This is a genomic window from Sulfuricaulis limicola (assembly GCF_002355735.1).
Classification (GTDB): Bacteria; Pseudomonadota; Gammaproteobacteria; order Acidiferrobacterales; family Sulfurifustaceae; genus Sulfuricaulis; species Sulfuricaulis limicola.
Window position 1 is genome coordinate 2,334,817 of sequence record NZ_AP014879.1, and the last position, 14,726, is coordinate 2,349,542.

Annotated in this window: 18 protein-coding genes; all 18 read right to left on the reverse strand. The window is 63.0% G+C overall.

Features of this window, described 5'->3' with window-relative positions; genetic code table 11:
* Positions 1-7 precede the first annotated feature (7 nt).
* The 18 genes from rplX to rpoC all read right to left on the reverse strand — a co-directional run bounded on the left by rplX (position 8) and on the right by rpoC (position 14,679).
* A complete protein-coding gene (gene rplX, locus SCL_RS11255) occupies positions 8-328 on the reverse strand; it encodes a 50S ribosomal protein L24 (protein WP_096361301.1) in 321 nt (106 codons plus the stop codon).
* 17 nt (positions 329-345) lie between these two features.
* The gene (gene rplN, locus SCL_RS11260; protein ID WP_096361302.1) at positions 346-714 is read right to left on the reverse strand and encodes a 50S ribosomal protein L14; all 369 of its coding nucleotides are present in this window, start codon (positions 712-714) and stop codon (positions 346-348) included.
* Positions 715-804: 90 nt separating this feature from the next.
* Complete coding sequence (gene rpsQ / locus SCL_RS11265) at positions 805-1,071, reverse strand: 30S ribosomal protein S17 (RefSeq protein ID WP_096361303.1); 267 nt, start codon at positions 1,069-1,071, stop codon at positions 805-807.
* A 4-nt stretch (positions 1,072-1,075) separates the two neighbouring features.
* Positions 1,076-1,267, reverse strand: coding sequence for a 50S ribosomal protein L29 (rpmC, locus tag SCL_RS11270; protein ID WP_096361304.1), 192 nt, complete (start codon positions 1,265-1,267; stop codon positions 1,076-1,078).
* Between the two features lie 12 nt (positions 1,268-1,279).
* A complete protein-coding gene (rplP, locus tag SCL_RS11275) occupies positions 1,280-1,690 on the reverse strand; it encodes a 50S ribosomal protein L16 (RefSeq protein WP_096361305.1) in 411 nt (136 codons plus the stop codon).
* A gap of 83 nt (positions 1,691-1,773) precedes the next feature.
* The gene (gene rpsC, locus SCL_RS11280) at positions 1,774-2,460 is read right to left on the reverse strand and encodes a 30S ribosomal protein S3 (protein WP_096361306.1); all 687 of its coding nucleotides are present in this window, start codon (positions 2,458-2,460) and stop codon (positions 1,774-1,776) included.
* Positions 2,460-2,828 carry a 50S ribosomal protein L22 gene (gene rplV, locus SCL_RS11285; RefSeq protein ID WP_096361307.1) on the reverse strand — a complete coding sequence of 123 codons (369 nt, stop codon included), beginning with the start codon at positions 2,826-2,828 and terminating at the stop codon, positions 2,460-2,462. The genes rpsC and rplV overlap by 1 nt, the downstream gene beginning before the upstream one ends.
* Positions 2,829-2,832: 4 nt before the next feature.
* Positions 2,833-3,126, reverse strand: a complete 294-nt coding sequence (gene rpsS / locus SCL_RS11290; RefSeq protein ID WP_096361308.1) for a 30S ribosomal protein S19 — start codon at positions 3,124-3,126, stop codon at positions 2,833-2,835.
* Positions 3,127-3,139: 13 nt separating this feature from the next.
* Positions 3,140-3,964, reverse strand: a complete 825-nt coding sequence (gene rplB, locus SCL_RS11295) for a 50S ribosomal protein L2 (protein WP_096361309.1) — start codon at positions 3,962-3,964, stop codon at positions 3,140-3,142.
* A 21-nt stretch (positions 3,965-3,985) separates the two neighbouring features.
* Positions 3,986-4,285 (reverse strand): 50S ribosomal protein L23, encoded by a 300-nt coding sequence (gene rplW, locus SCL_RS11300; protein WP_096361310.1) that lies wholly within the window; start codon positions 4,283-4,285, stop codon positions 3,986-3,988.
* Positions 4,282-4,899: a 50S ribosomal protein L4 gene (rplD, locus tag SCL_RS11305; protein ID WP_096361311.1), complete on the reverse strand. Its 618-nt coding sequence runs from the start codon at positions 4,897-4,899 to the stop codon at positions 4,282-4,284. The genes rplW and rplD overlap by 4 nt, the downstream gene beginning before the upstream one ends.
* A 9-nt stretch (positions 4,900-4,908) precedes the next feature.
* Positions 4,909-5,580: a 50S ribosomal protein L3 gene (rplC, locus tag SCL_RS11310; protein WP_096361312.1), complete on the reverse strand. Its 672-nt coding sequence runs from the start codon at positions 5,578-5,580 to the stop codon at positions 4,909-4,911.
* 9 nt (positions 5,581-5,589) lie between these two features.
* A complete protein-coding gene (rpsJ, locus tag SCL_RS11315; protein ID WP_096361313.1) occupies positions 5,590-5,901 on the reverse strand; it encodes a 30S ribosomal protein S10 in 312 nt (103 codons plus the stop codon).
* Between the two features lie 17 nt (positions 5,902-5,918).
* Positions 5,919-7,109, reverse strand: a complete 1,191-nt coding sequence (tuf, locus tag SCL_RS11320; protein WP_096361314.1) for an elongation factor Tu — start codon at positions 7,107-7,109, stop codon at positions 5,919-5,921.
* A 23-nt stretch (positions 7,110-7,132) separates the two neighbouring features.
* Positions 7,133-9,235: an elongation factor G gene (fusA, locus tag SCL_RS11325; protein ID WP_096361315.1), complete on the reverse strand. Its 2,103-nt coding sequence runs from the start codon at positions 9,233-9,235 to the stop codon at positions 7,133-7,135.
* A gap of 37 nt (positions 9,236-9,272) precedes the next feature.
* The gene (gene rpsG / locus SCL_RS11330; RefSeq protein WP_096361316.1) at positions 9,273-9,743 is read right to left on the reverse strand and encodes a 30S ribosomal protein S7; all 471 of its coding nucleotides are present in this window, start codon (positions 9,741-9,743) and stop codon (positions 9,273-9,275) included.
* A gap of 9 nt (positions 9,744-9,752) precedes the next feature.
* Complete coding sequence (gene rpsL, locus SCL_RS11335) at positions 9,753-10,127, reverse strand: 30S ribosomal protein S12 (protein ID WP_096361317.1); 375 nt, start codon at positions 10,125-10,127, stop codon at positions 9,753-9,755.
* 334 nt (positions 10,128-10,461) lie between these two features.
* A complete protein-coding gene (gene rpoC, locus SCL_RS11340) occupies positions 10,462-14,679 on the reverse strand; it encodes a DNA-directed RNA polymerase subunit beta' (RefSeq protein ID WP_096361318.1) in 4,218 nt (1,405 codons plus the stop codon).
* Positions 14,680-14,726: the final 47 nt, after the last annotated feature.

Here is a 14,726-nt window from a genome sequence, read left to right on the forward strand (position 1 = left end):
TGAAACCTTATTTCACGTCGGCGACTTCGCCGCTCTTCTTGAAAAACCTGACCTTGCTGCCGTCCTGCATCACACGCATGCCCACGCGCTCGCCTTTGCCGGTGGCCGGGTTGAACAGCGCGACGTTGGAGACGTGAATCGGCGCCTCGCGGTCGATGATGCCGCCGGTCACCCCCTTGTTGGGGTTCGGCTTGGTGTGGCGCTTGATCATGTTCACGTTCTCGACCAGCACGCGGCTGTCGTCGAGCACGCGCAGCACCGTGCCCTGCTTGCCCTTATCGCGACCGGCGAGCACCAGCACCTTGTCGCCCTTTCGAATCTTTTTCATGACTTCCTGCCTCTTGCCTACAGTACTTCCGGGGCCAGCGAGATGATCTTCATGAACTGCTCGCTGCGCAGCTCGCGCGTCACCGGTCCGAAGATACGGGTACCGATCAGCTCGCGCTTGTTGTCCAGCAACACCGCCGCATTGGTGTCGAAGCGGATGACCGAACCGTCCGTGCGCCGTACGCCCTTGCGGGTACGCACGATGACGGCGTCGTAGACATCGCCTTTCTTGACCTTGCCGCGCGGAATCGCTTCCTTCACGCTGACCTTGATCACGTCGCCAATGCCGGCATACCGGCGATGGGAACCGCCCAGCACCTTGATGCACTGCACCGTTTTTGCCCCGCTGTTGTCAGCGACCATCAGCAGGGTCTGCATCTGGATCATTGTCCTGTCTCCACACGGCGTTTCCGCCCCAGGCGAAAACGCGCGATTATATCACTACTTGCCTCGAAACCGGCCGAGAACAAGGCCTTGTCAGACTTCCCGGGCCCGCTCCAGCACCTTGACCAGGCGCCAGGCCTTGGTCTTGGACAGCGGACGGCATTCCTCGATCACCACCAGGTCGCCTTCCTTGCACTCGTTGCCTTCATCGTGCGCGTGCAGCTTGGAGCGACGCGTGATGATCTTGCCGTACAACGGATGGCGGATGCGACGATCCACCTGCACGGTAATCGTCTTGTTCATCTTGTTGCTGACCACGCGGCCGGTGGCCGAGCGTGCGGTTTTGGTCTGTTCGCCCATGCCCTTATCCTGATGTCTTCTCGTTCATGACCGTGCGCAGGCGCGCGATGTTGCGCCGCACCTTGGTCAGATTCGCCGTATTCGACAATTGCCCGGTCGCCTTCTGCATGCGCAGGTTGAACTGCTCGCGCAGCATGTCGGTCATTTCCTTCTGGCGCGCCTGCTCGTCCATCGCCCGATAATCTTTCGCGTTCATCGTCAGTTCCTGTTAAAGCGTCCGGGTCACGAACGTGGTTCGTACCGGGAGCTTGGCGGCGGCGAGCTTGAATGCCTCGCGCGCCTCCTGCTCGTTGATGCCTTCCATTTCATAGAGCACGGCGCCCGGCTGAATCAGCGCGACCCAGTACTCCACGTTGCCCTTGCCGCTGCCCATGCGGACTTCCAGCGGTTTCTTGGAAACCGGCTTGTCCGGGAACACCCGGATCCACACGCGCCCGCCACGCTTGATGAAGTGCGTCAGCGCGCGGCGCGCGGCCTCGATCTGGCGCGAGGTCAGACGCCCGCGCGTGACGGCCTTCAGGCCGTATTCGCCGAAGCTGACCTTGTTGCCGCGCAGTGCCAGGCCGCGGTTGCGGCCCTTCATCTGCTTGCGATATTTCGTTCGTTTCGGTTGCAGCATGTTCAATCCAATTAAGTAGTTATCCTACTCCCCCTCTCCCGCTCTGCGGGAGAGGGCAAGGGGAGAGGGCTTCCTCAAATCGTTTATCCGGTCGTCGCGCCCTTCTTCTGGGCCTCGGCGTCTTCCATCTTGGGCGCGTCCTTGTCGAACACCTCGCCCTTGAAGATCCACACCTTCACGCCGATCTTGCCGTAGGTCGTATGCGCCTCGGAAAAACCGTAATCGATGTCGGCGCGCAGCGTGTGCAACGGCACGCGGCCCTCGCGGTACCACTCGGTGCGCGCGATCTCAGCGCCGTTCAGACGTCCGGCGACCATGATCTTGATCCCCAGCGCGCGCAGGCGCATGGCGTTGGTCACGGCGCGCTTCATGGCGCGACGGAACATGATGCGCTTCTCCAGCTGCTGGGCGATGTTCTCGGCCACCAGCTGCGCGTCCAGCTCCGGCTGGCGCACTTCTTCCACCGCCAGCTGCACCGGACGGCCGGCCAGCTTGGTCAGTTCCTGGCGCAGCTTCTCGATGTCCTCGCCCTTCTTGCCGATGACGATGCCCGGACGCGCCGTGTGCACCGTGATGTTGATGCTCTGGGCCGGGCGCTCGATCACGACCGTGCTGAGTGCCGCGCTCTTGAGCCGCAGCTTGAGATAATCGCGCAGCGCGATATCCGAGAGCAGGTTCTGGGTATAGGACTTGGTGCCGGCGTACCACTTGGCGGTCCAGTCACGGCTGATCCCCATGCGGAATCCGATCGGATTGATTTTCTGGCCCATCAGCTTTTCTCCTTCTTCACGGCCTTCGACGGCTTCTTCTCGTCGCTCACCACCACGGTGATATGGCTGGTGCGCTTGAGGATGCGCACGCCGCGCCCCTTGGCACGCGAATGGAAGCGTCGCAACGTCGGTCCGCCGTCCACCTGGATGGTCGCCACCTTGAGTTCGTCCACGTCCGCGCCTTCGTTGTGTTCGGCATTGGCGATGGCCGATTCGAGGACCTTGCGCACGTGCGCCGCAGCCTTCTTGGGGCTGAACTGGAGCAGTTCGAGCGCGCGCGCGACCGGCAGCCCGCGAACCTGATCCGCGACGAGACGTCCCTTTTGCGCGGACACCCGGACATATTTCAGAATGGCTGTAGCTTGCATGGCGTTATTTCGTCGTCGTCTCTTCCGTGGTTACCTTGCGGTTGCCCGAGTGCGCCTTGAACGTGCGGGTCGCCGCAAATTCGCCGAGCTTGTGACCGACCATGTTCTCGGTGATCAACAGCGGCACATGCTGCCGCCCGTTGTGCACCGCGACCGTCAGGCCGACGAAATCCGGCGTGATGGTCGAGCGGCGCGACCAGGTCTTGATCGGCTTCTTGCTGCTTTCCATGCGCGCCTTGTCCACCTTGGTGGCGAGGTGCGCATCAACATATGGTCCTTTTCTGACTGAACGTGGCACGGTTCAAAACCCCTTATTTCTTGCGTCGATGAACGATCATCGAATTCGTGCGCTTGTTGGCGCGCGTCTTGTAGCCCTTGGTCGGCGTGCCCCAGGGGCTGACCGGATGACGCCCGCCCTTGGTGCGGCCTTCGCCGCCGCCGTGCGGATGGTCCACCGGGTTCATGGCGGTGCCGCGCACCGTCGGACGGATGCCGCGCCAGCGCGACGCGCCCGCCTTGCCAAGCTTGCGCAGGCTGTGTTCAGCGTTGCCGACCTCGCCGATGACGGCGCGGCAGTCGACGTGCACCTTGCGCACCTCGCCGGAACGCAGCCGCAGCTGGGCGTAGTCGCCATCGCGCGCCACCAGCTGGATGCCGGCGCCGGCGGCGCGGCCGAGCTGGGCTCCGCCACGCTGCTTGAGCTCCACGCAATGCACGGTGCTGCCGACCGGAACGCTGCGCAGCGGCAGGCAGTTGCCCGCCTTGATCGGGGCATTCGGACCGGACTGGATTTCCGTGCCGGCCTCCACGCCCTTGGGCGCGATGATGTAGCGGCGCTCGCCGTCGGCGTACAGCACCAGGGCGATGTTGGCGCTGCGGTTCGGATCGTATTCCAGGTGCTCAACGCGGCCCGGAACACCGTCCTTGTCGCGCTTGAAATCAATGACGCGGTAATGCTGCTTGTGGCCGCCACCCTGGTGGCGCGTCGTGACGCGGCCGAGGTTGTTGCGCCCGCTGCCGCGGTTTTTCCGCTCGAGCAGGCGCGCGTGCGGCGCGCCCTTGTGCAGGTCGGGCTTGACCACCCGGACCATGGCGCGCGAACCCGCGGACGTCGGTTTCATCTTGACCAGTGCCATTGCTGAATTCCTTGAAAACCCTTATTGCTGTCCGACGAAATTGATGTCCTGGCCCGGCTTCAGGCGCACATAAGCCTTCTTCCAGTCCTGCCGGCGGCCGGCGTTGCGTCCGCCCTTGCGCTTGCCCTGCACATTCGTCACCGTCACCGATTCCACCTGGACGTTGAACATCTTTTCCACCGCCTGCTTGATCACCGGCTTGGTCGCGTCGGGACGCACCTCGAACACCATCTGCCGGTTCTTGTCGGCCAGGCGCGAGCTTTTCTCCGAGATATGCGGCGCGAGAATCACCTGAAACAGTCGCTCTTCACGCGTGCTCATGCCAGCATCTCCTCGAACTGCTTGACCGCGCCCTGCGTCAGAATCACTTTCGCGTGACGGATCAGGCTCACCGGGTCGGCCGCGCCGACCATGCGCACGTCAACGTCCGGCAGGTTGCGCGCCGCGAGCTGGAGGTTATTGTCCAGCGCGTCGGTCACGATCAGCACATCCGGCGTCTCGAGCTTTTTGAGCTTGTCAGCCAGCGTCTTGGTTTTCGGCTGATCCAGCTTGAATTCGGCCACCGTCACCAGCCGGCCCTGACGCAGCAGCTCGGACAGGATCGAGCGCAGCGCGCCGCGATACATCTTGCGGTTGACCTTCTGCTCGAAGTTCTCATCCGGCGAGGCCGGGAAAACCTTGCCGCCGCCGCGCCACAGCGGGCTGCGGATCGTGCCCGCGCGCGCCTGGCCGGTGCCCTTCTGGCGCCACGGCTTCTTGCCGCCGCCACGCACTTCGGAGCGGGTTTTCTGCTTGCGCGTGCCCTGGCGGCCGGTCGCCTGATAGGCCACCACCACCTGATGCACCAGCGGTTCGTTGAAGGCCGCGGCAAATACCTCATCGGACACCTGAAGTTCCGAGGCCGATCCGGTACCGTTCATAAGTTGCACTTTCATGTCCGTTCCTTACTTCTCCGCCTTGGCCGCTTTGGCCTTGGCTTTCATCTTGACGCTCGGGCGAATCACCACGTCCTGGCCCTTGGGTCCGGGGACCGCGCCCTTGACCATGAGCAGATTGCGTTCGGCGTCGATCTGCATGACCTCAAGATTCAGGCAGGTCGCCGTGGCATCGCCCAGATGGCCGGCCATTTTCTTGCCCGGGAACACGCGGCCCGGCGTCTGACGCTGGCCGATCGAGCCCGGGGCCCGGTGGCTCAGCGAGTTACCGTGCGTGGCGCGACCGCCGCGGAAATGATGGCGCTTGATCGTGCCGGCAAAGCCCTTGCCAATAGACGTGCCCTGCACGTCCACGTGCCCCCCCACCTGGAAGATATCCAGTTTGACCTCGGCGCCAGCCTTGAGGTCTGCGCCTTCGTTGGCGGCCAGGCGGAATTCCCACAGCCCGCGGCCCGGCTCCACGCCGGCCTTGGCGTACTTGCCCGCCAGCGGCTTGGGCAGCTTGTCGGCGCGACGCTTGCCGATAGTGACCTGCACCGCGCGATAACCGTCCTTCGCTTCATCTTTCACCTGGGTGACGCGGTTGGCGGTCACTTCCAGCACGGTCACGGGCGTGCCTTCGCCGTTCGCCGAGAACAGGCGGGTCATACCGATTTTTCTGCCTACGAGTCCGAGTGCCATGTTCTAGTCTCAGGAAAGCTTGATTTCGACGTCCACGCCGGCCGCGAGGTCGAGTTTCATCAGGGCATCCACGGTCTTGTCCGTGGGCTCGATGATGTCCATGATCCGCTTGTGCGTGCGCACCTCGAACTGGTCGCGTGATTTCTTGTCGCAATGCGGCGAACGGTTGAGCGTGTAACGCTCCACCTTCGACGGCAGCGGAATCGGGCCGTGCACGAGCGCGCCGGTGCGCTTCGCCGTGTCGACAATTTCCGCCGCGGAACGATCGATCAGACGGTGATCGAAGGCCTTGAGGCGGATGCGGATCTTCTGGTTAGCCATATTGCTTCGCTCGAATCCTATTCAATCACCTTCGCCACCACCCCCGCCCCCACGGTCCGGCCGCCTTCGCGGATGGCGAAGCGCAGGCCCTGTTCCATGGCGATGGGGTTGATCAGGGTGACGACCATCTTGATGTTGTCGCCGGGCATGACCATCTCGGTGCCGCTCGGCAGTTCGCAGGAGCCGGTCACGTCGGTGGTTCTAAAGTAGAACTGCGGGCGGTAGCCCTGGAAGAACGGGGTGTGTCGTCCGCCTTCTTCCTTGGTCAGTACGTACACCTCGGCTTCGAACTTGGTGTGCGGGGTGATGCTGCCGGGCTTGGCCAGGACCTGGCCGCGTTCGACTTCTTCGCGCTTGGTGCCGCGCAGGAGCACGCCGACGTTGTCGCCGGCTTCGCCCTGATCCAAGAGTTTCCGGAACATCTCCACGCCGGTGACGGTGGTCTTGGTGGTGGGCTTGATGCCGACGATCTCGATTTCATCGCCCACTTTGACGATGCCGCGTTCGATTCTGCCGGTGACGACGGTGCCGCGGCCGGAGATGGAGAACACGTCTTCGATGGGCATGAGGAAGGGGCCGTCGATGGCGCGCTGGGGCTGCGGGATGTAGGAGTCCAGGGCCTCGGACAGTTTCACGATCGAGGGTTCGCCGAGTTCGGACTGGTCGCCTTCGAGGGCCTTGAGGGCGCTGCCGATGACGATCGGGGTCTTGTCGCCGGGGAAGCCGTATTTGGTGAGCAGATCTTTGACTTCTTCCTGCACCAGTTCGAGGAGGTCTTTGTCGTCGACCATGTCGGCCTTGTTCAGGTACACGACGATGTAGGGCACGCCGACCTGGCGGGCCAGCAGGATATGTTCGCGGGTCTGGGGCATGGGGCCGTCGGCGGCGGACACCACCAGGATGGCGCCGTCCATCTGGGCGGCGCCGGTGATCATGTTCTTGACGTAGTCGGCGTGGCCCGGGCAGTCGACGTGGGCATAGTGGCGCTTCTCCGACTGGTACTCCACGTGGGTGGTGGAGATGGTGATGCCGCGCTCGCGTTCTTCCGGGGCGTTGTCGATCTGGTCGTAGTTCCGGACCTCGCCGCCGAACTTGGCGGCCAGCACCTTGGTCAGGGCCGCGGTGAGCGTGGTCTTGCCGTGGTCGACGTGGCCGATGGTGCCGACGTTGAGGTGCGGTTTGGTGCGGGAGAATTTTTCCTTGGACACGGGATGCCTCTATCTTGAATTAGTTAACTGGCCTTCTTCATGACGGACTCGGCGACGTTGGACGGCACCGGTGAGTATTTCTTGAATTCCATCGTGTAAGTCGCGCGACCCTGGGTCGCCGAGCGCAGGCTCGTCGAATAACCGAACATGTTCGCGAGCGGAACCTCGGCGCGGATGACCTTCACGTTGCCGTGACCGTCTTCCTGGCTCATGATGATGCCACGACGCGAGTTCAGGTCGCCCATCACGTTGCCCAGATAATCCGCCGGCGACGTGACTTCGACGTCCATGATCGGCTCAAGCAGCACCGGGTCGCCCTTGGGGCCGGCTTCCTTCCAGCACAGGATCGCCGCCATCTTGAACGCGTTTTCGTTCGAGTCCACCTCGTGGTACGAGCCGTAGTGCAGCGTCGCCTTCACGTCGACCACGGGATAACCGAATTTGACGCCGCGCTGCATCGCCTCGTCCACGCCCTTGCGCACGGCCGGGATGAATTCCTTCGGGATCACGCCGCCCTTGATGGCGTCCACGAACTCGAAGCCCTTGCCGGGTTCCTGCGGCTCGAATTTGATGACGACGTGGCCGTACTGGCCGCGGCCGCCGGACTGCTTGACGAAGCGGTATTCCTGGTCCACCGGCTTGCGGATGGTTTCGCGATACGCCACCTGCGGCTTGCCGACGTTGGCCTCGACGCTGAACTCGCGCTTCATGCGGTCCACGATGATTTCCAGATGCAGCTCGCCCATGCCGGAGATGATGGTCTGGCTGGATTCCTCGTCGGTGTGCACGCGGAACGAAGGATCTTCCTGGGCCAGGCGATTCAGGGCAATGCCCATCTTTTCCTGGTCGGCCTTGGTCTTGGGTTCAACCGCCTGCGAGATGACCGGCTCGGGGAATTCCATGCGCTCGAGCGTGATCACCTTGTCCGGGTCGCTCAGCGTTTCCCCGGTGGTGACATCCTTCAGGCCGACGCACGCGGCGATGTCGCCGGCGCGGACTTCCTTGATTTCCTTGCGTTCGTTGGCGTGCATCTGCAACAGCCGCCCGATGCGCTCGCGCTTCGATTTGACCGGGTTGTACACGGTATCGCCCGACGTCAGCACGCCGGAGTACACACGGATATAGGTCAGCGCGCCGACAAAGGGATCGGTCGCGATTTTGAACGCCAGCGCGGAAAACGGTTCGTCGTCGGAGGCATGGCGTTCGCCCTCGGTACCGTCCTTGTCGTCCAGATGGCCCTTGATAGCCGGACGATCTACCGGCGAGGGCAGCAATTCGATTACGGCGTCGAGCGCGGCCTGCACGCCCTTGTTCTTGAAGGCGCTGCCGCACAGCACCGGGACGATTTCCAGTTTCAGGTTGCGTTCGCGCAAACCCGCCTTGATTTCGTCCTGGGTCAGCGCTTCGCCGCCAAGGTATTTTTCCATCAACTTTTCGTTGGCCTCGGCCGCGGCTTCGGTCATGTGCTCGCGATACTTTTTGCACTGCTCGAGCATCTCGGCCGGGATTTCCTTTTCCTCGAACTTCATGCCCTGGGTGGAATCGTCCCAGTAGATGGCCTTCATCTTGATGAGGTCGACGACACCTTTGTAACCTTCCTCGGCGCCGATGGGCAGCTGCAGCGGGACGGCGTTGGCGCCGAGACGCTCCTTGAGCTGCGAGACGACATTGAGGAAATTGGCGCCGGCGCGGTCCATCTTGTTGACGAACGCGATGCGCGGCACCTTGTATTTGTTGGCCTGGCGCCAGACGGTTTCGGACTGCGGCTGCACGCCGCCCACGGCGCACAGCACGAAGATCGCGCCGTCGAGGACGCGCAGCGAACGCTCGACTTCGATGGTGAAGTCGACGTGTCCGGGGGTGTCGATGATATTGAACCGGTGCAGTTCGAACCGGCCATCCATGCCCTTCCAGAAGCAGGTGGTCGCCGCCGAGGTGATGGTGATGCCGCGTTCCTGTTCCTGCTCCATCCAGTCCATGATGGCGGCGCCGTCGTGCACTTCGCCGATCTTGTGCGAGACGCCGGTGTAGAACAGGATGCGCTCCGTGGCCGTGGTCTTGCCGGCATCGATATGCGCCATGATGCCGAAATTCCGGTAGCGTTCAATCGGTGTAGTACGGGCCACGACAGAAATCCTCTATATATAAAGAACGGTTAAACTACTACCAGCGGTAATGCGAGAAGGCCTTGTTGGCCTCGGCCATGCGATGCACGTCTTCGCGCTTCTTCACGGCATTGCCGCGCTTGTCCGCGGCATCCATCAATTCATCCGCCATGCGCGCCGCCATGGACTTGCCACTGCGGGTACGGGCGGCTTCCACCACCCAGCGCATCGCCAGCGCCATCTGACGTCCCGAGCGCACTTCCACCGGCACCTGATAGGTGGCACCGCCGACGCGCCGGCTCTTGACCTCCACCAGCGGGCGCACGTTACCGAGGGCCTGATTGAACATCTCGATCGGGTCCTTCTTGCTGCGCTCGGCCATGGTGTTCAGCGCCCCATAGACGATTTTTTCGGCCGCGGCTTTCTTGCCGCTCTTCATCACCACGCTGATGAACTTGGCGACGGTCTCGCTGCGGTATTTCGGGTCCGGCGTGATTTCGCGCTTGGGGACCTCTCTGCGTCTCGGCATAAATTCCTCTTACGTCTTCGGGCGCTTGGCGCCGTACTTGGAACGACCCTGCTTGCGATCGGCCACCCCGGCGGTGTCGAGTGAGCCGCGCACCGTGTGATAACGCACGCCGGGCAGGTCCTTGACGCGCCCGCCGCGGATCAGCACCACGGAATGCTCCTGCAGGTTGTGCCCTTCGCCGCCGATATAGGTGATGACCTCGTATCCGTTGGTGAGCCGCACCTTGGCCACCTTGCGGAGCGCCGAGTTCGGCTTCTTCGGCGTGGTGGTGTACACGCGCGTGCACACACCGCGGCGCTGCGGACAGGCCTCGAGGGCCGGCACCTTGCTCTTGCTCTTGAGGCGCCTGCGCCCCTTGGCTACCAATTGATTGATCGTCGGCATTTATCCGTGCTCTGTCGATTCAAAAAACACGAACCTCCGCCATGGCGGAAATTCGTGGATTAATTCGCCACCTAAAATACTTGCGCGGGCGGCGCCGAAGCCGCGGAGTCGCCCGATCGGCGTACTCGCGACGGCGCTTACTGAAATTCCCCGGGGGCTTCAACAAAGACAGGCCGGCGGTTGACCGGCCTGTTCTTGAGGGGCGCGATTCTAGGGAGTCACCCCTTATGTGTCAAGCCATTACCGAATTTTTATGGCCATTTTCCGGGACTTTCTGACGCACCCCCCCGCCTTGGGGTCCCGGAAAATCACGGCCATACCGGCCCGGCGGGTTTTACGTCCCCACCGCCTCTTCGCCGCTGCGCGCCGCGGGCTTGCCCGACAGCGTCCCGCTCAGGGATTGCTTGAGCTCCTTGGCTTCCTGCCTGGCCTCGCCGCGCGTGCGCCGGCGTTCCAGATGGTAGGCCAGCCCGGTGCCGGCCGGAATCAGACGGCCGACGATCACGTTCTCCTTGAGGCCGCGCAACAGGTCCTTCTTGCCGGTGATGGCGGCCTCCGTCAGCACGCGCGTGGTCTCCTGGAACGAGGCCGCGGAAATGAACGACTCGGTCGACAGCGACGCCTTGGTGATACCGAGCAACAACGGTTCGAAGGTGGCCGGCTCTTTCTTCTGACTCTCCATCGTCTCGTTGTCCTCGACGACGCGCGCGCGCTCGGCCTGTTCGCCCGGCAGGAAACGCGTATCGCCGGACTTGAGTATGCGCACCTTGCGCAACATCTGGCGCACGATCACCTCGATGTGCTTGTCGTTGATCTTCACACCCTGCAGGCGGTACACGTCCTGGATTTCGTTCACGATGTAATTCGTGAGCGGCTCCACGCCGAGCAGCCGCAGGATGTCGGCCGCGACCGGCGCGCCCTCGACGATGGTGTCGCCCTGCTCCACCGTCTCACCCTCGAACACCGTGATGTGGCGGCCCTTCGGAATCAGGTACTCGTGTTCCACGCCTTCCTTGTCATTGATGATGAGACGCTGCTTGCCCTTGGTGTCCTTGCCGAAGGAAATCACGCCGCTGGTCTCGGCCAGGATCGCATGATCCTTCGGCTTGCGCGCCTCGAACAGCTCGGCCACGCGCGGCAGACCGCCGGTAATGTCGCGGGTCTTCAGCGACTCCTGCGGGATGCGCGCGAGCACGTCGCCCACGCCCACCTTGGCGCCGTCTTCGGCGGTGATAATCGCACCCGGCGGCAGCATGTACTTGGCCGGAATTTCCGTTCCCGGAATATTGACCGGCTTGCCCTTGCCGTCCACCAGCGTGATCACCGGGCGGATGTCCTTGGTGCCGGCACGATGCTTCGCGTCGAGCACCACGTAGGTCGACAGGCCGGTGATTTCGTCGGTCTGCTTGTTGACCGTGACGCCTTCGAAGAGATCACTGAAGGTGACCTTGCCCGCCACCTCGGTGATGATCGGATGCGTATGCGGATCCCAGTTGGCGACCACGGCACCGCTCTTCACCTTGGAGCCGTCATGCACCGACAACACGGCGCCGAACGGCAGCTTGTAACGCTCGCGGTTACGGCCCTGATCGTCCTGCACGATGAGCTCGCCCGAACGCGACACCGCCACGTAATTGCCGCTCGTGTGCTTCACCACCTTGAGATTCTTGAGCCGAACCACGCCGGTGGTCTTGATTTCGATGCGCGACACCGCCGCGGCACGCGACGCGGCGCCGCCGATATGGAACGTGCGCATGGTGAGCTGGGTACCCGGCTCGCCGATCGACTGCGCGGCGATGACGCCCACGGCCTCGCCCAGATTGACCAGGTGACCGCGTCCGAGATCACGCCCGTAGCACTGACGGCACACGCCGTAACGGGTATGACAGGTCACCGGCGAACGCACCAGCACTTGATCGATATTGCGGTCCTCGAGCACGGCCACGGCCTTCTCGTCCAGCACCGAGCCGTCCGCGATCAGCACCTTCTTCTCGTTGGACGGCTCGCGGATGTCGCCGATCACCACGCGCCCGAGAATACGGTCGCGCAGCGGGATCACGATCTCGCCGCCTTCCACCAGCGCCGACTTGGCGACGCCTTCGGTCGTGCCGCAGTCGTCCTCGGTCACGACCAGGTCCTGGCATACGTCCACCAGGCGGCGCGTGAGGTAGCCCGAGTTCGCGGTCTTGAGCGCGGTATCGGCCAGACCCTTGCGCGCACCGTGCGTGGAGATGAAGTACTGCAGCACGTTCAGGCCTTCGCGGAAATTCGCGGTAATGGGGGTCTCGATGATCGAGCCGTCCGGCTTGGCCATCAGGCCGCGCATGCCGGCGAGCTGGCGGATCTGGGCGGCGCTGCCGCGCGCGCCGGAATCCGCCATCATGAAGATGGAGTTGAACGATTCCTGCCGGGTCTTCTTGCCCTGGGCATCGGTCACTTCCTCGCTGCCGAGCTGGTCCATCATGGTCTTGGCGACGCGCTCCGAGGTGTGGGTCCAGATGTCCACCACCTTGTTGTAGCGTTCGCCGTCGGTCAGCAGGCCGGAGGCGTACTGGTTCTGGATCGCCTTCACTTCGCTCTCGGCCTGGCCGATGATCTCGGCCTTCACTTCCGGAATGATCATGTCATCCATGCCGAAAGAGACCGCCGCGCGCGTGGCGTAGGCAAAGCCGGTGTACATCAGCTGGTCGGCGAAGATCACCGACTCCTTCAGGCCCACGCGCCGGTAACAGGCGTTGATGAGCTCGGAGATCGTCTTCTTCTTGAGCACGCGGTTGATGACTTCGAACGGCAGCCCGTCGGGCAGGATTTCCGACAGCAGCGCCCGTCCCGCGGTGGTGTCATAGAGCTTGCGGGTTTCGACCGGCTTGCCCTTGTCATCGAACTGCACTTCGCGGATGCGCACCTTGATCTTCGCCTGCAGGTCCACATTGCGGCTGTTGTAGGCGCGATGCACCTCGGCCACGTCGGCGAAGGCCTTGCCCTCGCCCGGGGCATTGATGCGCTCGCGCGTCATGTAATAGAGACCGAGCACGATGTCCTGCGACGGCACGATGATCGGATCGCCGTTGGCGGGCGAGAGAATATTGTTGGTGGACATCATGAGCGCGCGCGCCTCGAGCTGCGCCTCCACCGACAACGGGATGTGCACCGCCATCTGGTCACCGTCGAAGTCGGCGTTGTACGGCGCGCACACCAGCGGGTGCAGGTTGATCGCCTTGCCCTCGACCAGCAGCGGCTCGAAGGCCTGGATGCCGAGGCGGTGCAGCGTCGGCGCGCGGTTCAGCAGCACCGGATGCTCGCGGATCACCTCTTCCAGAATATCCCACACCTCGGGACCGGCCTGTTCGACCATCTTCTTCGCCGCCTTGATGGTGGTGGCCAGACCCTTGGATTCGAGCTTGCTGAAAATGAACGGCTTGAACAGTTCCAGCGCCATTTTCTTCGGCAGTCCACACTGGTGCAGTTTCAGCGTCGGACCGACCACGATCACGGAACGGCCGGAATAGTCCACGCGCTTGCCGAGCAGGTTCTGGCGGAAGCGGCCCTGTTTGCCCTTGATCATGTCGGCCAGCGACTTCAGCTGGCGCTTGTTGGCGCCGGTGATGGCGCGGCCGCGGCGGCCGTTGTCGAGCAGCGCGTCCACCGCCTCCTGCAACATGCGTTTCTCGTTGCGCACGATGATGTCCGGCGCATTGAGGTCGAGCAGGCGCTTCAGGCGGTTGTTGCGGTTGATGACGCGACGATAGAGATCGTTCAGGTCCGAGGTCGCGAAGCGGCCGCCGTCGAGTGGCACCAGCGGACGCAGTTCCGGCGGCAGCACCGGCAGGATTTCCAGCACCATCCACTCCGGCTTGTTGCCGGAATACAGGAAGGCCTCGAGCACCTTGAGGCGTTTGGTGATCTTCTTGATCTTGGTCTCGGAGGTGGTGTCGGCGAGTTCGGTGCGCAGCTTGGCGACCTCTTCCTCCAGGTGGATGGCGCGCAGCAGGTCGCGGATCGCCTCGGCGCCCATGCGCGCGTCGAACTCGTCACCGTACTGTTCGATGGCGTTGAGGTAGGCGTCTTCCGACAGCAGCGAGGCGCGCTCGAGCGGCGTCATGCCCGGGTCGATCACGACATAGGCCTCGAAATACAGCACGCGCTCGATGTCGCGCAGGGTCATGTCCAGCATCAGGCCCATGCGGGAGGGCAGGCTCTTGAGGAACCAGATATGCGCCACCGGCGAAGCCAGGTCGATGTGACCCATGCGCTCGCGGCGCACCTTCGACAGCGTCACCTCGACGCCGCACTTTTCGCAGATCACACCGCGATGCTTGAGGCGCTTGTACTTGCCGCAAAGGCATTCGTAATCCTTGACCGGCCCGAAGATCTTGGCGCAGAAAAGCCCGTCGCGTTCCGGCTTGAACGTGCGGTAGTTGATGGTCTCCGGCTTCTTGACCTCGCCGTAGGACCACGAGCGGATTTTCTCCGGGGAGGCAAGTCCGATGCGGATGGCATCGAAGTCTTCGGTCTTGCCCGGCTGCTTGAAAAGATTAAACAGGTCTTTCAAGGTATCTTCTCCTGCAAACTGTTGCGCTAAGTATTCGTAAAATTCCG